The organism is Hydrogenophaga sp. UC242_53 (assembly GCF_042696965.1).
GTDB lineage: Bacteria > Pseudomonadota > Gammaproteobacteria > Burkholderiales > Burkholderiaceae_C > Hydrogenophaga.
In genome coordinates, this window is sequence record NZ_CP170552.1 from 4,149,554 (window position 1) to 4,166,188 (window position 16,635).

Genomic DNA, 16,635 nt, shown 5'->3' on the forward strand with positions numbered 1-16,635 from the left:
CGGGATGGATATCACCCAACTGCTGGCTTTCAGCGTCAAGAACAAAGCATCCGATCTTCATCTCTCGGCCGGTCTTCCACCCATGATACGGGTGCATGGTGATGTGCGACGCATCAACGTCGAACCGCTGGACCACAAGCAGGTCCACGGCATGGTGTACGACATCATGAACGACAGCCAGCGCAAGCAGTACGAAGAGTTCCTGGAGTGCGACTTCTCGTTCGAGATCGAAGGCCTGGCCCGCTTCCGCGTCAACGCCTTCAACCACAACCGCGGCGCTGGCGCGGTGTTCCGCACCATCCCGAGCAAGATCCTCACGCTGGAGCAACTCAACGCACCCAAGATCTTCGGCGACCTCGCGCTGCGCCCGCGCGGCCTGGTGCTGGTGACCGGGCCCACCGGTTCGGGCAAGTCCACCACGCTCGCCGGCATGGTCAACCACCTCAATGAAACCGAGTACGGCCACATCCTCACGGTGGAAGACCCGGTGGAGTTCGTGCACGAGTCCAAGAAGTGCCTGGTCAACCAGCGCGAGGTGGGCCCGCACACGCTGAGTTTTTCGAACGCGCTGCGCTCGGCGCTGCGCGAAGACCCGGACGCGATCCTGGTCGGCGAAATGCGCGACCTCGAAACCATCCGCCTGGCGATGACCGCCGCCGAGACCGGCCACCTGGTGTTCGGCACGCTGCACACCTCCAGCGCGGCCAAGACCATCGACCGCATCATCGACGTGTTCCCGGCCGAAGAGAAAGACATGGTGCGCGCGATGCTCTCCGAATCGCTGGTGGCGGTGATTTCGCAGACGCTGTGCAAGACCAAGGACGGCTCGGGCCGTGTCGCGGCGCACGAGATCATGCTGGGCACCAGCGCGATCCGCAACCTGATCCGCGAGGCCAAGGTGGCGCAAATGTATTCGGCCATCCAGACCGGCAACAGCGTGGGCATGCAGACGCTGGACCAGAACCTCTCGGAGCTGGTCAAGCGCAATGTGATCAGCCCGGCGGAGGCGCGCGGCAAGGCGAAGATCCCCGAGAACTTCCCAGGCTGAAATGACGACACCCACGCTCCACCGCTGCGCGGGTCGCTGCCCCCCAAGGGGGCTGGCCTTGCTTGGGGCGGCCCTGCGCGGCGGCCGTCGCTGCTGATCAAAGGACACTCTCATGGAACGCGACCAGGCATCCAAATTCATCAACGACCTGCTGCGCCTCATGCTCAGCCGCTCGGGCAGCGACCTGTTCCTGACCGCCGATTTTCCGCCAGCGATCAAGGTCGACGGCTCGGTCGTCAAGGTGTCGCCGCAACCCCTGAACGCCACGCACACGCTGGCGCTGGCGCGCGCCATCATGAACGACAAGCAGGCCGCCGAATTCGAGCGCACCAAGGAGTGCAACTTCGCGATCTCGCCGCCGGCCATCGGGCGCTTCCGCGTCAACGCCTTCATCCAGCAGGGCAAGGTCGGCATGGTGCTGCGCACGATTCCCGCCGTGCTGCCCACCATCGACAAGCTCGGCCTGCCCCAGGTGCTCAAGGACGTGGCGCTCTCCAAGCGCGGCCTGTGCATCCTGGTCGGCGCGACCGGCTCGGGCAAGTCCACCTCGCTCGCGGCCATGGTGGACTGGCGCAACGAGAACACGCACGGCCACATCATCACGGTGGAAGACCCGATCGAGTTCGTGCACCCGCACAAGAACTGCGTGGTGACGCAGCGCGAAGTGGGCCTGGACACCGACAGCTGGGAGGCCGCGCTGAAGAACACGCTGCGCCAGGCGCCCGATGTGATCCTGATGGGCGAGATCCGCGACCGCGAAGCCATGGAGCACGCGATCCAGTTCTCCGAGACCGGCCACCTGTGCCTGGCGACGCTGCACGCCAACAGCGCCAACCAGGCGCTGGACCGCATCATCAACTTCTTCCCCGAAGAGCGCCGTGCCCAGCTGCTGATGGACCTGTCGCTGAACCTGCGCGCGCTGGTCTCCCAGCGCCTGGTGCCGCGCCAGGACAACAAGGGCCGGCACGCGGCGGTGGAGATCATGCTGAACTCGCCGCTGATCTCCGACCTGATCTTCAAGGGCGATGTCGCCGAGATCAAGGAGATCATGAAGAAGAGCACCCAGATGGGCATGCAGACCTTCGACCAGGCGCTGTTCAACGCCTTCGAGGCCAACCTCATCACGCTCGAAGACGCGCTGCGCAACGCCGATTCGCTCAACGACCTGCGGCTGCAGATCAAGCTCAACAGCCAGCGCGCCAAGTCGCTGGACCTGGCAGCGGGCACCGAGCACCTCACCATCGTTTGACCCACCCCCGCGCCGCGCTGGCGCGCGTCACCCCCTCAAGGGGACAATGTCTGCGGCCCGGCAAAGCCGGTTCCGCGACATTTCTTGTATTGGAAGCTTCTTCACATGACCAGCATCGCCGAACGCACCTACGAATCCACCCCTGCGCGCAAGGTCGCCTTCATCGGCCTGGGTGTCATGGGGTACCCCATGGCCGGGCACCTGGCGCGCGCCGGCCACGCTGTGACGGCCTACAACCGCTCCAGCGCGAAGGCGGCCGCTTGGGTGGCCGAGTTCGGCGGGGCGCACAAACCGACGCCGCGCGAGGCGGCCCAGGGCGCCGACATCGTGTTCGCCTGCGTGGGCAACGACGACGACCTGCGCTCCATCGTGCTCGGTGCCGACGGCGCTTTCGCCGGCATGTCGCCCGGCGCCGTGTTCGTGGACCACACCACCGCCTCGGCCGACGTGGCGCGCGAGCTGCATGGCGCGGGCAAGGCATTGGGCATCGCTTTCGTGGATGCCCCCGTCTCGGGTGGCCAGGCGGGCGCGCAGAACGGCGCCCTGACCGTGATGTGCGGCGGTGAGGCGGCCGCGTTCGACGCCGCCAGGCCGGTGCGATGGCCTTCTCGCGCGCCTTCACCCGCATGGGCGAGAGCGGCGCCGGCCAGCTCACCAAGATGGTCAACCAGATCTGCATCGCCGGCCTGGTGCAAGGCCTGTCCGAAGCGATCGCCTTCGGTCAGAAGGCCGGCTTGGACATGACCCAGGTGCTGGACGTGATCGGCAAGGGCGCGGCCCAGAGCTGGCAGATGGACAACCGGGGCAAGACCATGGTGGCCGACAAGTTCGACTTCGGCTTTGCCGTGGACTGGATGCGCAAGGACCTGGGCCTGGTGCTGGACGAAGCCAAGCGCAACGGCGCGCGCCTGCCGGTCACCGCGCTGGTGGACCAGTTCTACGCCGACGTGCAGGCCATGGGCGGCCAGCGCTTCGACACCTCCAGCCTCATCAAACGCTTGAAGTAGGCTCCCCCCGCGCCGCCTTCGGCGTCACCCCCCAGGGGGCAACACGTGCGGCCCGGCGAAGCCGGTTCCGCCGTGTTCTGGAAGGGGCCGCGCCTCTTCGAGCGGCGTTATTTGGCGGGGTTGGTCGGTGCCGGCTGCTTGGCGGCGCCGATGTTGGCGAGTTCCTGCTCGGAGATGATTTCGAACACGCGCACCACGCGCGACACGTTCTGCGTGTTGCGCGCGATGTCGGTGGCGCGGTCGGCTTCGCGCTGCGTCACACGGCCCATCAGGTACACCGTGCCGCGTTCGGTCAGCACCTTGAAGGCGCTGGCCGAGAGGTCCTTGGCGTCCACCAGCGAGGCCTTCACCCGGCCGGTGATCAGCGTGTCGCTCGCGCGCTCCTTGAGCGAGGGGCTGTTGGTCACGCCCAGCTCGTTGATGACCTCGCGCACGTTCTCCACGCCGGACACGATCTGCGTGACCTTGGTCTTGATCGCCTCGCTGGAGGCCTCGCCGGTGATCAGCACGCGGCGGTTGTAGCTGGAGAGGTTGTAGCGCGCGTGCGCGTCGCCCAGCTCGTCCTTCAGGCGGTTGGACGCCCTCAGCTCGATGCCCTGGTCGTCGAGCTGCGCGCCCGAGGTGCGGCGGTCCACCGCCACCAGTGCGGTCACGGCCGCGCCGCCCACCACCAGGGGCGCGCAGGCGCTCAGCGTGGCGCCCAGGGCGGCCACGGCGAGCGCGGCGGCGGCGATGCGGTGAAAGGAAGGGGTGTTCTTGATCTGGCTCATGAGGCACTCTCCATAGGGGTGTTGGACTCGTCGGGCAGGCCCAGCAGCTGGGCGTCCACGCCGTCGCAAATGCAGTGCAGCACGAGGTGATGCACTTCGAGGATGCGGGCCGGCAGCTCGTGCGGCACGCACAGGTGCACGTCGGTGTCGCGCAGTTGCATCGAGAGGCGGCCGCCGCGCGCGCCGGTGAGCGCCACCACGACCATTTCGCGCTCGTGCGCGGCCTCCACCGCCGCCAGCACGTTGGCCGAATTGCCACTGGTGGACAGCGCCAGCAGCACATCGCCGGCCTGGCCGAGCGCGCGCACCTGGCGGGCGAACACCGCGCGGGCATCGAAATCGTTGGCGATGCCGGTGAGCACCGCCGCGTCGGACGAGAGCGAAAACGCCGCCAGCTCGGGCCGTTCGCGTTCGTAGCGGCCCACGAAGCTGGCCGCGAAGTGTTGCGCGGCCGCGGCCGAAGCGCCATTGCCGCAGGCCAGCACCTTGCCGCCGCCCGTGACGCTGGCCAGCACGGCCGCGATGGCCGACTCCACCATCGGTGCCAGGGACTGGGCGCACTGGTACTTCAGGTCGGCGCTGTCGATGAACTGTTGCTGGATGCGTTGCAGAAGCATGGCGCGATCATAGCGGTGAGGGGTGTATCCATTTGCTCAGAATGCCACGGAGGCATCGAAGGCGGCGCGCAGCCACTCGATGCGCACCGGCGTCGGCGCGTCGAACGCGCCATCGATCAGCACCACATCGAAGCGGCATGCAGGCTCTGAGCCGAGCCGCAGCAAAAAGTGCCGCGCCGCGAACACGATGCGGCGTTGTTTCACCCCGGTGATGCTGGCGCCGGCCCCGCCCTGGCGCTGGCTGGCGCGCTGGCGCACCTCGACGAAGACCAGCGTGCCATCGGGCTCGCGCATAATCAAATCGACTTCGCCACCGCCCCGGCCCGGGGTCCTGAAGTTGCGCCGCACCAGCGCCAGGCCATGGCGCCGCAGGTGGACCAGGGCCGCATCCTCCGCGGCGTCGCCCCGGTCCTTGGTGGTCTGTTTCGCCGCGCCGCTCCCCGAGGGCGCCGCCTGTTTTCTGGATGTCCACATTGTCTGCAAGCACTCCATCCCTGTTGGCCGCCGCCCGCGACGCGGCGGGGCACCAGCATTATCCGCAGGGCGCGCTCTACATGGTCGCCACCCCCATCGGCAACCTGGCCGACATCGGGTTGCGCGCGCTGCAGGTGCTCTCGCTCGTGGACACCGTGGCCTGCGAGGACACGCGCCACACCGCCGCGCTGCTGCAGGGCTACGGCCTGCACAAGCCGCTGCTGGCGCTGCACGAACACAACGAGGCCGAGGCCGCGCAGACCGTGGTGCAACGCCTGCAGGAAGGCCAGCGCATCGCCTATGTGAGCGACGCCGGCACACCGGGGGTGAGCGACCCGGGCGCGCGCCTGGTCGCCGCCGTGGCAGGCGCCGGCCTGCGCTGCCTGCCGATCCCGGGCGCCAGCAGCATCACCGCGCTGCTCAGCGTGGCCGGGCACAGCGGCTGGGACGGTCGTTTCGTGTTCGCTGGCTTTCTCTCGCCCAAGGCGGCCGAGCGCCAGCGCGAGGTGCAGCAGATCGGTGCCGATGCGCGCGCCTGCGTGCTGCTGGAGGCGCCGCACCGCATCGAGGCTTTGGCCAAGGACCTGGCCTCCCTGGGCCCACGCACCCTGACCGTGGGGCGCGAGCTGACCAAGCAGTTCGAGGAGATCGCGCCCATGCCCGCCGAGGCCCTGCCTGGCTGGCTGCAGGCCGGCGCGCACCGCACGCGCGGCGAGTTCGTGTTGATGGTGCACCCGCTGGCGGCCGAGGCGGCCGAAGCAGGCGCGGTGGACGCGGCGGCGCTGCGCACGCTGGACCTGCTGCTGGCCGAACTGCCGCTGAAGACCGCCGTGCGCCTGTGCGCGGAGATCACCGGCCAGCCACGCAACGCCCTGTACGAGGCCGCGCTGGCCCGGCGGGCCGATCAGTAGATCACGCGCGCCGTGTGGTCGGGGCCCGATCGGGCGCCCGGTTCGCGGGTCGGGGCCTCGGGCACCTCGGTGGCCTCGACATCGACCACATCGCCCATGGGCCGGCGCACACCGCCCGCGCCACCCGGCCACACGCCCTGCGTGTAGCGCTGCGAGGTCTGGCGAAAACGGCTGAACACCACCGCCGGGGCGGGCTTGCGGCCGGTCACCAGCGACCAGAGCGAGACGCCGACCATTACCACCAGGGACGCCAGCAGCAGGCTGAGCACGAAGACCAGGGCGGCCAGGGCCAGCGCCAGCCGGATCACGCCACGCAGCACGCGGCCAAAGAAGTCGAAGAGTCCGTTCATGGATGAGAGAGCCTCCTGGCCCCGAGGGAGTTCCTGAACTGGCGCGAACACCAGGCATGCCACCCGGCATGGGGCAAACAGCGGGCAGATGGGGGCATTCTGGCGGTTTGCAAGCCACCTCGCGGTATGCTCCCGCGTGTGAAACCGATCTATCAGTACTTCTTCCGCGGCCTGATCACCTTCCTGCCGGTGGCGCTCACGGTCTACGTGCTGTACCTGTTCATCGTCTGGGTGGAAACCATCGCCATGTGGGCGATCCGACCGCTGGTCGGCGACTTCTACCTGCCTGGCCTGGGCATCGTGATCGGCGCGGCCATGATCTTCGGCCTGGGTTTCCTGATCTCCCAGCCCGTGACGGCGCGCATGCTCTCCTGGGTGGAGCTGCCGTTCACCAACCTGCCGGTCGTCAAGAGCATCTATTCCTCGCTCAAGAGCTTCGCCGACTACTTCGCGCCCAACAAGAAGGACGCGCAGCAGCAGGTGGTGATGCTGAAGATGCCGGACAACGAGATGACCATCGTCGGCCTGGTGACGCGCCAGAACATGGCCGGCCTGCCGCCCGGGCTGGCCGAGCTGGACCACGTGGCGGTCTACCTGCCCATGGGCTACATGATCGGCGGCTACACCGTGTTCGTTCCGCGCAGCTGGACCACGCCGATCGACATGTCGGTGGAAGAGGCCATGCGCGCCTCGCTGCTCGCCTGGATGGGCACGAAGTAAGCCCCCCGCGCCGCCTTCGGCGCCCCCCCCAAGGGGGCAACACCAGCGGCTTGGCAAAGCCAGTTCCGCGCTGTTCCGGACCGTGGAACTTGCGCTCGGACAGACCTTCCAATCAGGCTGCCGTCTTAGGAGACTTGCATGAGCACCCATCCCCTGCGCCGCCGCCTCCTCATCGCCAGCGCCGCCGCCGTGGCCGCGCCGGCGTGGCTTTCGCCCGCGCTGGCGCAGGGCAAGTCCCTGCGGCCCACGCCGAGCCAGACCGAAGGCCCGTTCTACCCGGTCACGCTGCCGGCCGACAGCGACGCCGACCTGCTCAGGAACGGCAAGGCGGTCTACAGCAAGGGCCAGCCGACCTGGGTCGAGGGCACGGTGACCGACCTTGCCGGCGTGCCGGTGGCGGGCGCGGTGGTGGAGATCTGGCAATGCGACCACGAAGGCCGCTACCACCACCCGGGCGACGGCGGACGGGCCGACCCGGCGTTCCAGGGCTTCGGCCAGGTCACGGTGGGCCGCGATGGGCGCTACCGTTTCCGCACCCTCAAACCCGTGCCCTACACCGGCCGCACGCCCCACATCCACGTGAAGGTGCGGCTGGACCGGCAGGAGCTGCTCACCACCCAGCTGTACGTGGCGGGCGACCCCGGCAACGAGCGCGACGGCCTCTGGCGGCGCATGAACGAAGAGGCCCGCGCCGCCGTCACCGTGCCCTTCACCCCCGGCAGCGACGGCCTGCGCGCCACCTTCCCCATCGCCGTGCAGGCTTGAAGCCGGGCGGCTAAGCTCGCCGCATGGATTCATTGACCCAGATTGCCCTCGGCTCGGCCGTGGGCGTGGCCGTGATGGGCCGGCGCACCGCCGCGTGGAAGGCCGCGTTGTGGGGCGCCATCGGCGGCACCCTGCCCGACCTCGACGCCTTCATCAACCACGGCGACGCCATCCTCAACATGACGCGCCACCGCGCCGAGAGCCATGCGCTCTTCGTGCTCACGCTGGCCGCGCCGGTGCTCGCCTGGATCGTCTCGCGCGTGCACGGCGAGGCCGCGCTGTTCAGGCGCTGGTGGCTGGCGATGTGGCTGGTGCTCATCACCCACCCGCTGCTCGACACCATGACGGTCTACGGCACACAGCTGCTGCAGCCGTTCAGCGACTACCCGTTCGCCGTGGGCAGTGTCTTCATCATCGACCTGGCCTACACCCTGCCACTGATCGTGGGCGTGGTCGCGGCGCTGCGGCTGAAGTCCGCGCGCGGCCTGGCCTGGAACACCGCCGGGCTGGTGCTCAGCACGCTCTACCTGGGCTGGAGCGTCGGCGCGCAGCAGCACGTCATGCGGGTGGCGCAGGCGTCCCTGCAGGCCGACGGCATCGCGGCCGAGCACCTGCTGGTCACGCCCTCGCCGTTCAACACCGTGCTCTGGCGGCTGGTGCGCAACCACGCCCACCGAGTACCGCGAGGGCTTCTACTCGCTGCTGGACGACAGCCCGCGGATCACCTGGACGGTGCATGAGCGCGGCGCGGACCTGATCGCGCAACACCGCAACGAGCCCTACCTCGCGCGCATGGCGGCCTTCACCCACGGCTTCTACAGCGTGTCGGCCACCGAGGGCCATCTGTTCGTGACCGACCTGCGCATGGGCCAGGAGCCGCACTACACCTTCCGCTTCGACCTGGGCACCGACACCGAGCGGGCCAACGGGGGCCACCGCCCCACCCTGAACGGCTCTCGCCCGGACCTCGCCACCGCGCTGCCCGGTCTGTGGCACCGGCTGCTGGGCAACCGGCCGCCGTCACCGGCGAGCTAGAGCAGCCACTCGATCGGCAACACCGACAGCAGGCCGATCCAGGCGCGTTGCCCCAGTGAGCTGCCCGGCTCGCGGGTGTGGCGGATCTCCTGGCCGTCGCGGCGTTCGATCCACACCAGATCGCCCCGCTCATCGAGCCGCACCGCGTACGCCGTGGCCGGCACCTCGCGGTCGAAGGCCTCGGCGACCGCGCGCGCCATGGCCGGGCTGTCGATGATGAACCCCAGCTCGGTGTTCAGGTGCGCCGAGCGCGGATCGAAATTCATCGACCCCACGAACACGCGCTCGCCGTCGAGCGCGAAGGTCTTGGCGTGCAGGCTGGAGCCCGAACTGCCGAACACGCCCGAGCGGCCCATCACCACCGCGCTGCGGCGCATCTCATACAGCTCGACGCCGCCGCGCAGCAGGTCCTGGCGGTAGCGCGCGTAACCCGAGTGCACGGCCGACACGTCGGTCGCCTCCAGCGCGTTCGTCAGGATGCGCACGCGCACGCCCCTGGCCGCCAGGCGCTCGAAGACCGCCACGCCCGCTGCGGTGGGCACGAAGTACGGCGAGATCAGATCCAGCGAGCGCACCGGCGGGCGCGCCAGCACCTGGGCCAGCTGGTGGGTCACCAGCCCCTCCTTCTCGGCCAGCCCCAGGCCTTTGCGGGGATCGTCGCTGACCATCTCCACGCGCGCCCACTGGGGCACGATGCCCCCCGTGAGCAGGTCGGACACGAAGCGCGACTCGCGCAGGGCCTGCAGGTAGCGCGCGGCGCGCGGATCACGCTCGGCCTGCACCGCGGCGTCCGGTGCCGCCACCACCGTCCCGGCCGGGACGATGCGGTCGATCGGGTAGGCCGAGGCGCTGGCCCAGTAGCGGTCGAAGTCGGCCGACAGCTCGGGCACCACCGCCCCGGCGCGCAGCACGTCGAGATCGGCGAACAGCACGCCATCGGTGGCGCCGAAGTACTCGTCGCCCACGTTGCGCCCGCCCATGATGGCGGCCTGGCTGTCGGCGACCAGCGCCTTGTTGTGCATGCGCCGGTTGGCGCGGCTGAAGTGCGTGAGGTAGCCCAGCGCCTTGGGCTGGCGGATGGAGAACGGGTTGAACAGCCGCACCTCGATGGCCGGGTGCCGGTCCAGCGCGAGCAGCTTGCCGTCCATCGCCGACGCCGTTGTCGTCCAGCAGCAGGCGCACGCGCACGCCGCGGTCGGCCGCCTCGCGCAGCGCGTTGAGCAAGAGGTTGCCGGTGATGTCGTCGCGCCAGATGTAGTACTGCACGTCCAGCGTGCGCTCGGCCGCGCGCACCAGCAGCACGCGCGCCGCGAACGACTCCAGCGCATCGGCCAGCGGCAGGATGCCGGACTCGCCGGGATGGGCCAGCGCGTCAGCGCTCAGCACGCGGCCCAGCGCCGTGGCGGCGGCCTCGGCCGGCGCCAGGGCCCGGGATTCGGTGCGCCCTTCCAGCGGAGGCAGGGCACAGCCCTGGAGCAGGGCAGTCAGCAACGCCATCATCCACCCACCTCGTTGGAAGATCCCCATGGAAGGCACGCTCATGACGGCGCGGCGGAGGCGTTCAGCCCATCAGCAGCGTCACGCAGACGATCACGACGCCGATGCACAGGTTGACGAACACCCAGCTGCGGATGGACGCCATGGCCGCGCCGGCCGCGGGCCAGTCGCTGGCGGCCACGGCGCGCGTGAGGCGCCTGAACAGCGCGAAGCGGATGTGGCCGAAGATCAGGATCATCACGATGCCCAGCGTGGCCATGATGGTCCAGTCCAGCGGCATGTTGAAGGCCAGGCCGGCCTGCACCGTTTCCTTGGCCGTGCGGCCGATCATCCACAGGCCCGTGGCCAGCACCACCAGCGAGGCCCACAGCACCACCGAGAAGAAGCGCTTCATCACGGCCTGCAGCAGGCGCAGGCGCACCGGCGGCTCCAGCGCCTGCACCGAGGGGCGCAGAAAGAAGTGCGCGAAGGCCATGCCGCCCACCCACAGGATGACGGCCAGCACGTGGATGAGTTTGAGGGCGGAGAAGATCATGCGCGGGGCTTTCTGTGAGGAAGGTCAGGCTTCGGTCAGCACGCCGTCCACGCGGCGCTGCAGCCGGTAGGGCGGCAGGCCCTTGAGCATGCGCCGTCCGTAGGACTGGCGCAGCAAGCGGGCATCGTAACAAACGACCACCGCCTCGTCGGCCTCGGTGCGCAGCGCGCGCCCGGTCCATTGCAGCAGGCGCGCGCCGGTGGCGGGCACCACGAGTTCGCTGAACGGGTCGCGGCCCTGGCTCTTGAGCCAGTCGGCGCGCGCCTGGCCCACAGGGTCGCTCGGCGAGGCGAAGGGCAGCTTGGTGATGAACACCCATTCGCACAACTCGCCGGGCAGGTCCAGCCCCTCGCCGAAGGACTGCAGGCCGAACAGCACCGAGGGCTTGCCCTCGGCCACGCGCTCGGCGTGGCGGCGCAGCAGCACGGTGCGCGAGGCCTCGCCCTGCACCAGCACGCGGTCGCGCAGCGCGCCGTGTTCGCCGCGCTCGAGCAGGCCCTGCGCCTGGCGCATCTGCGCGCGCGAGGTGAACAGCACCAGCGCGCCGCGCTCGACCTCGCGCAGGTCGGCCATCAGCAGGGCCAGCATCTCGCGCGTGTAGCTGTCCACGTCCTTGGGGTCGGCGGTGGTCTGCACCACCACCAGGCGGCCCTGGCGCGCGTGGTCGAACGGGCTCTGCACCTCGCGCGCGGCCACCGCGCCGTCCCAGGCCAGGCCGGACTCGTGCAGGAAGTGATCGAAGCTGCCGCAGGTGGTGAGCGAGGCCGAGGTGACCACCGCCGCGCGCACCTGGTTCCACAGGTGGTTGCGCAGCAGGCTGCCGGGCTGCAATGGGCAGGCGTGCGCGGTCAGCGTGACCAGGCCGTGGCTCACACCGGCCTCCAGCCACTTGGCCAGGGGCGGCTGCCCGTCGCCCGCCGCCTGCTGCCAGTAGCTGGCGGTTTCCTGCGCGCTCTGCAGGCGCGGCGCGAGCACGCCCAGGCGGCTGTAGAGCTTGGCGCAGCGCGCCGCGTCGCCCGGGTTCTCGCGCGCATTGGCCTTGAGCTGGGTGCGCCAGCGCCTCGAACACCTTCAGCAGGCTGCTGGCGTTGGCGTGCAGCTTGCCCACCACCTCCAGCCACTCCGCCGGCAGCACGCCGCCGTCGAAACGGTCCACCACCGGCGCGCCGGCGTCGTTGAAAGAACCGCCACCGGCGCGCGCGGGCGAGCGGCCGGCGGACCGGCCGGTGAGGTCCAGCCAGGCCGGCAGCGAGCCGATGCGCTGCATCGCGAGCCGCGCCAGCTCGGTCTGGGCGCTCTTGAGTTCCTTGGTGAACGCGGCCACATCGATGGTGGGCTTGTGGTCGATCGCGGTGCGCACCTCGTCCACCGCGCGCGGCAGCTTGTCCAGCCAGTGCGCAACGCATCAGGTCCATGGAAGCGGTGAACTGCCCCTGCGCCACCGAGCCCAGGTGGTGGGCCTCGTCGAACACGAGGTAGCAGTCCTGCGGCGCGGGCAACGCGTGCAGGCCCAGGGTGGAGAGCAGCAGGTCGTGGTTGACGACGATCACCTGCGCCTGCGCCAGTTTGGCGCGCGCCTGGTAGTAACTGCAGCTGTTGTAGCTGGGGCAGTGGCGCGCGGTGCAGGTGTGGCGCTCGGCGGCCACGGGCGCCCACAGGCTGCCGTCGGGCGGGTCGTCCAGCCGGTCGCGGTCGCCGTCCCAGCTGCCGCCGTCCAGCGCGTTGGCCCAGGCGGTGTACTGCACGCCGCGCTCCTGCCAGCGCGCCGCGGCGGCGGCCGAGGCCACGGCCTGCGCCGCCATGCCGGCCGCGCTGGGGTCGCCACCCCCATCGTCGCTTTCGAACAGGTCGGCGCTCGCCGCGTCGCCCCCGCTGAGCTGGTCCAGTTTGAGGCGGCACACATAGCGCCCGCGCCCCTTGGCCAGCGCGAAACTGAAGGGCTGCGGCAGCGTGGCGGCCAGCGCGGGCAGGTCCTTGGCGATCAGCTGTTCCTGCAGCGCCACCGTGGCGGTGCTGATGATCACGCGCTTCTGCTGCGCCAGCGCGAGCGGAATCACCGTGGACGCGTAGGCCGCCGATTTGCCCACGCCGGTGCCCGCCTGCACCACCGCGATGCCGCGCGCGGGCAGCGCCGCGTCGCTCGCCACCGCGCCGTCGCCCAGGGTCACACCCGAGAGCGTGTGCGCGATGTGGGCCGCCATCTCGCGCTGGCCCGGCCGCGCGCGGTAACCCGGCGCGTGCGCCACCACGTGGTCGAACGCGGCCAGCGCGATCGCCTCGCGCGCCAGCGGGCCGGCTACCGGCGCGGCGGATGCGCCGGTGTCGGCGGAAGAGGGCTCAAGGGTGGGGGTGGACATGCGAACGCGAAAACAAACGCCGATTGTCCCAGACCGGGCCCGATGTCACCCGGCCATGGTGCAATGCACCACCCTCCCCCCTGACAATGTGATCCATGGCCCAGCCCCCCCGCCCCGGCAAACACCCGATCGACCTCGCTCTGCAGGGCGGCGGCTCGCACGGCGCCTTCACCTGGGGCGTGCTCGACCGCCTGCTGGAAGACGACACGCTGGAGATCGCCGCCGTCAGCGGCACTAGCGCGGGGGCCATGAACGCGGTGGCGCTGGCCTCGGGCCTCATGGACGGCGGGCGCGAAGGCGCGCAGCGCGTGCTGCGCCAGTTCTGGACGCGCGTGGCCGAGCTCTCGCCTTTCCACCGGCTGCAGACCAGCCCGATCGGCGTGCTCATGGGCCCGGCCACCGACTGGCTCGCGCCCTGGCTCAAGCCCTGGACCGAGCCGCTGCAGCAGGCGGCCGATGCCTTCGGCCACACGCTCTCGCCCTACCAGCTCAACCCGCTCAACCTGAACCCGCTGCGCGACATCCTGGTCGAAACCATCGACTTCGACCGCGCGCGCCGCTGCCACAAGACGCAGCTCTTCATTGCCGCCACGCAGGTGCGCACCGGCGCGCTGCGCGTGTTCGGCCAGCAGGAACTCACGGCCGACATGGTGCTGGCCTCGGCCTGCCTGCCGCTGCTGTTCCAGGCGGTGGAGATCGAGGGCGAGGCCTACTGGGACGGCGGCTACGCGGGCAACCCCACGCTGCTGCCGCTGGTCAACGAGACCCGCGCCGACGACCTGCTGCTGGTGCAGATCAACCCCACGCAGCGCGAGAGCGTGCCCACCAGCGCGCGCGACATCCTCGACCGCATCAACGAAGTGACCTTCAACGCCAGCCTGGTGAAAGAGCTGCGCACACTGGCGCTGCTCAAGCAGGTCATCGGCGAGCAGCGCTCACCCGGCAGCCCCGCGCTGTTCCAGCGCGTGCAGCGGCTGCGCGTGCACCTGATCGAGGGCGGCGACTCGCTCGCGGCGCTGGGCGCGGGCAGCAAGACCAACACGCAATGGGCCTTCCTCTCCAACCTGCACGCCATGGGGCGCGAAGCGGCGGACCGCTGGCTGCATGCGCACCGCAAGGACCTGGGGCAACGCAGCACGCTGGACCTGGGGCCGGTGCTCAAGGACGTCTGAGCCGCGCGCCCCGCCAAGGGGGTCGGACTCAGGCCGCGAAGCGCATGGAAAAGTCGGCGGCGGTGACGTCCTTGACCAGCGCGCCCACCGAGATGCGGTCCACCCCGGTCTCGGCATAGGCGCGGATGTTCTCCAGGTTCACACCGCCCGAGACCTCCAGGCTGCACCGGCCGCCGGCCATCGCCACCGCGCGGCGGACCGACGCCAGCGGCATGTTGTCCAGCAGCACCATGGTCACGCCGATGGCCAGCGCCTCTTCCAGCTGCGCCAGGGTTTCCACCTCGACCTGGATGAAGCTGGCCTGAGGCGCCAGCGCCTGGGCGGCGCGGAACGCGGCCGGGAGGCTGCCGGCCGCGTGGATGTGGTTTTCCTTGATCAGCACCGCATCGAAGAGCCCCATGCGGTGGTTGTGCCCGCCGCCGCAGCGCACGGCGTATTTTTGGGCCTGGCGCAGGCCGGGAATGGTCTTGCGGGTGTCGAGCACGCGGGCGGCCGTGCCCTGCACCCGATCGACGAAGACCGCCGTCCGGGTCGCGATGCCGCTGAGGAACTGCAGGAAGTTCAGACAGGTGCGTTCGGCGGTGAGCAGCTCGCGCGCGCCACCCTCGACCTCGAAGATCGCCTGCCCGGGTTCGCAACGCCCGCCGTCGGGCACCCGCCAGGTCACCGTGGCAGACGGGGCCAGCTGGCGCAGCGTGGCCCGCACCCAGGGTTCGCCGCAGATCACAGCGGCCTGCCGGCAGATCACGACAGCGCGCGCACGCCGGTCGCCGGGCACGATGCCGGCGGAGAGATCGCCCGCGCCCACGTCCTCGGTCAGGGCGCGTTGCACGTCGGCGTCGATCTGGGTGGGGGGAATGTCGAGGTCCATCATCGTCGGCAGAGAAGGGAGAGAGAGAGAGAGAGAGAAAAAGGGGCTAGGAACGTCGCCGCAGGACCACCGGCTTGCCGCCCAGCTGGGCCTTGCACATCCAGTGCGCCAGGGCGGAATCGAGGTGGGTGGCATGGCCGGGGAACCAGTCTTCCAGCGCATCGGCCAGGCGCCGGCAGGGCGCCATCTCGCCCTGCAGCAGCAGAGCGCGCACCTCGGCGGCCGAACGGAGCACGGCCGCGTGCTCGTCCACATGGCACTGGCGGGGCGGAAACCCGCTCTCTCCCATCCAGCGGTCCTCCTCGCCGAAGTGCGCGGCCAGGTGATCGATCATGGCGTCCAGCGCCACCAGCAGGATCTCGTCGGGCGCGCGCTGCAGGTCGCCCAGGCAGGCCACGAACTCCTCGTGCCGGTGGTCCATGGGTGGGTAACCGAGCAGGAGCTCGTCGCTCCAGGCCAGGGGGCCCTGTTCGGACACGGGCGTGGGCGGGAGGGCGTCCTGGTTCACTTGAACAGCAGCACCGTCGCCAGCACCGTCAGAAAGGCCAGCAGCAGCGCGCGAAAGCGCGTCTCGCTGAGCCGGTAGCGGATCTTCTTGCCCAGCGCGAGCCCGAGCAGCATGGGCAGCACGGTGGCGCAGGACACCAGCAGCTCGAAGGCGCCGAAGCGGCCGTACCAGATCATGGCCGAGTACATGAACACCGAACCGAAGAGGTAGATGACGCTGATGCTGCCGATGAACTCCTCGCGCTTGAGGTTCAGCGCCATCAGGTAGGTGATGAGCACCGGGCTGGTGAGGGACGACACCCCGCCCATCACACCGGCCGTGATGCCGGCCAGCACGCTGGCCGCGGTCTCGTGGCGCGGCGCGATCCGCACGTTGGGCCGGGTCGCCATCAGCAGCACGGAGACCAGGATCGCGCAGGCGAACATCACGTTCATCTGGTCGGCCGAGAGGCTGGAGGTCAGGCGCACGGTGAGCACGACGGACAACAGCTGCGACATGATCAACCAGCGAAAGCGCTTCACGCTGTAGATCGGCGAACCGCGCTCGATGGTCTGGACCACGTTGGACCACAGCACCGGCACCACCATCAGGCCGATGGCCTGGGCCGGCGGCACGAAGAGGGACAGCATGGGCACGGCCAGCATGCCCATGCCCACGCCCATCGCGCCCTTGACGATGCCCGCCGCCAGGACGATGACCGCCCCCGCCAGCAGGAACACCAACCAGGCGGCGGGCTGGAATTCACTCAT

The 16,635-nt window shown here is 69.9% G+C and carries 17 protein-coding genes and 3 pseudogenes; 9 read left to right on the forward strand and 11 right to left on the reverse strand.

The annotated features are described in order from the left end of the window. Nucleotides 1-4 precede the first annotated feature (4 nt). The 3 genes and pseudogenes from ACFJI0_RS20840 (at nucleotide 5) to ACFJI0_RS20850 (ending at nucleotide 3,304) form a co-directional block, all read left to right on the forward strand. Nucleotides 5-1,048, forward strand: coding sequence for a type IV pilus twitching motility protein PilT (locus ACFJI0_RS20840; protein ID WP_291121788.1), 1,044 nt, complete (start codon nucleotides 5-7; stop codon nucleotides 1,046-1,048). A gap of 112 nt (nucleotides 1,049-1,160) precedes the next feature. Then, nucleotides 1,161-2,297 (forward strand): PilT/PilU family type 4a pilus ATPase, encoded by a 1,137-nt coding sequence (locus ACFJI0_RS20845; RefSeq protein WP_291120124.1) that lies wholly within the window; start codon nucleotides 1,161-1,163, stop codon nucleotides 2,295-2,297. Between the two features lie 105 nt (nucleotides 2,298-2,402). Beyond that, a pseudogene (locus ACFJI0_RS20850) lies at nucleotides 2,403-3,304 on the forward strand (NAD(P)-dependent oxidoreductase). Between the two features lie 107 nt (nucleotides 3,305-3,411). On the opposite strand, the gene ACFJI0_RS20855 reads toward ACFJI0_RS20850, so the two are convergent. The 3 genes from ACFJI0_RS20855 to ACFJI0_RS20865 are packed head-to-tail and all read right to left on the reverse strand — an operon-like array spanning nucleotide 3,412 to nucleotide 5,165. Continuing rightward, complete coding sequence (locus tag ACFJI0_RS20855; protein ID WP_382153509.1) at nucleotides 3,412-4,074, reverse strand: BON domain-containing protein; 663 nt, start codon at nucleotides 4,072-4,074, stop codon at nucleotides 3,412-3,414. After that, nucleotides 4,071-4,691 (reverse strand): SIS domain-containing protein, encoded by a 621-nt coding sequence (locus tag ACFJI0_RS20860; protein WP_291120132.1) that lies wholly within the window; start codon nucleotides 4,689-4,691, stop codon nucleotides 4,071-4,073. Before ACFJI0_RS20860 ends, ACFJI0_RS20855 begins: the two co-directional genes overlap by 4 nt. 36 nt (nucleotides 4,692-4,727) lie before the next feature. Further along, complete coding sequence (locus tag ACFJI0_RS20865) at nucleotides 4,728-5,165, reverse strand: YraN family protein (protein WP_382163836.1); 438 nt, start codon at nucleotides 5,163-5,165, stop codon at nucleotides 4,728-4,730. Between ACFJI0_RS20865 and rsmI the strand changes: the two genes are divergently transcribed. Continuing rightward, nucleotides 5,165-6,076, forward strand: coding sequence for a 16S rRNA (cytidine(1402)-2'-O)-methyltransferase (gene rsmI, locus ACFJI0_RS20870; protein WP_382322165.1), 912 nt, complete (start codon nucleotides 5,165-5,167; stop codon nucleotides 6,074-6,076). The two genes, ACFJI0_RS20865 and rsmI, sit on opposite strands and share 1 nt — an antisense overlap. Here rsmI and ACFJI0_RS20875 read toward each other — a convergent pair. Further along, nucleotides 6,070-6,426, reverse strand: coding sequence for a hypothetical protein (locus ACFJI0_RS20875; protein ID WP_382322166.1), 357 nt, complete (start codon nucleotides 6,424-6,426; stop codon nucleotides 6,070-6,072). The two genes, rsmI and ACFJI0_RS20875, sit on opposite strands and share 7 nt — an antisense overlap. Before the next feature lie 126 nt (nucleotides 6,427-6,552). Here ACFJI0_RS20875 and ACFJI0_RS20880 point away from each other — a divergent pair. The 4 genes and pseudogenes from ACFJI0_RS20880 (at nucleotide 6,553) to ACFJI0_RS20895 (ending at nucleotide 8,946) form a co-directional block, all read left to right on the forward strand. Next, a pseudogene (locus tag ACFJI0_RS20880) lies at nucleotides 6,553-7,288 on the forward strand (DUF502 domain-containing protein). Further along, entirely contained in the window at nucleotides 7,285-7,911 is a 627-nt protein-coding gene (locus ACFJI0_RS20885; protein WP_382322167.1) for an intradiol ring-cleavage dioxygenase, read from the forward strand. Before ACFJI0_RS20880 ends, ACFJI0_RS20885 begins: the two are co-directional and overlap by 4 nt. 23 nt (nucleotides 7,912-7,934) lie before the next feature. Next, nucleotides 7,935-8,651: a metal-dependent hydrolase gene (locus tag ACFJI0_RS20890; protein WP_382322168.1), complete on the forward strand. Its 717-nt coding sequence runs from the start codon at nucleotides 7,935-7,937 to the stop codon at nucleotides 8,649-8,651. After that, entirely contained in the window at nucleotides 8,644-8,946 is a 303-nt protein-coding gene (locus ACFJI0_RS20895) for a hypothetical protein (protein ID WP_382322169.1), read from the forward strand. The genes ACFJI0_RS20890 and ACFJI0_RS20895 overlap by 8 nt, the downstream gene beginning before the upstream one ends. Here the strand turns inward: ACFJI0_RS20895 and ACFJI0_RS20900 are convergent. From ACFJI0_RS20900 to ACFJI0_RS20915, 4 genes and pseudogenes are all read right to left on the reverse strand, one after another. Beyond that, nucleotides 8,943-10,446, reverse strand: a pseudogene (locus ACFJI0_RS20900) (phospholipase D family protein). The gene ACFJI0_RS20895 and the pseudogene ACFJI0_RS20900 overlap by 4 nt on opposite strands. A gap of 61 nt (nucleotides 10,447-10,507) precedes the next feature. Beyond that, nucleotides 10,508-10,978 (reverse strand): CopD family protein, encoded by a 471-nt coding sequence (locus ACFJI0_RS20905; protein WP_382322170.1) that lies wholly within the window; start codon nucleotides 10,976-10,978, stop codon nucleotides 10,508-10,510. A 24-nt stretch (nucleotides 10,979-11,002) separates the two neighbouring features. Then, the gene (locus ACFJI0_RS20910) at nucleotides 11,003-11,953 is read right to left on the reverse strand and encodes a helicase C-terminal domain-containing protein (protein ID WP_382322171.1); all 951 of its coding nucleotides are present in this window, start codon (nucleotides 11,951-11,953) and stop codon (nucleotides 11,003-11,005) included. Next, complete coding sequence (locus ACFJI0_RS20915; protein WP_382322172.1) at nucleotides 11,848-13,335, reverse strand: hypothetical protein; 1,488 nt, start codon at nucleotides 13,333-13,335, stop codon at nucleotides 11,848-11,850. Before ACFJI0_RS20915 ends, ACFJI0_RS20910 begins: the two co-directional genes overlap by 106 nt. 95 nt (nucleotides 13,336-13,430) lie before the next feature. On the opposite strand from ACFJI0_RS20915, the gene ACFJI0_RS20920 reads away from it, so the two are divergent. After that, nucleotides 13,431-14,507 carry a patatin-like phospholipase family protein gene (locus ACFJI0_RS20920; RefSeq protein WP_382322173.1) on the forward strand — a complete coding sequence of 359 codons (1,077 nt, stop codon included), beginning with the start codon at nucleotides 13,431-13,433 and terminating at the stop codon, nucleotides 14,505-14,507. Between the two features lie 28 nt (nucleotides 14,508-14,535). On the opposite strand, the gene nadC is transcribed toward ACFJI0_RS20920, so the two are convergent. From nadC to ACFJI0_RS20935, 3 genes are read right to left on the reverse strand one after another with little or no spacing between them, the layout of a single operon-like run. Then, a complete protein-coding gene (gene nadC, locus ACFJI0_RS20925; protein ID WP_382322174.1) occupies nucleotides 14,536-15,381 on the reverse strand; it encodes a carboxylating nicotinate-nucleotide diphosphorylase in 846 nt (281 codons plus the stop codon). A gap of 43 nt (nucleotides 15,382-15,424) precedes the next feature. Beyond that, nucleotides 15,425-15,856 carry a hemerythrin domain-containing protein gene (locus ACFJI0_RS20930; protein WP_382322175.1) on the reverse strand — a complete coding sequence of 144 codons (432 nt, stop codon included), beginning with the start codon at nucleotides 15,854-15,856 and terminating at the stop codon, nucleotides 15,425-15,427. 26 nt (nucleotides 15,857-15,882) lie between these two features. Beyond that, complete coding sequence (locus tag ACFJI0_RS20935) at nucleotides 15,883-16,635, reverse strand: sulfite exporter TauE/SafE family protein (RefSeq protein WP_382322176.1); 753 nt, start codon at nucleotides 16,633-16,635, stop codon at nucleotides 15,883-15,885.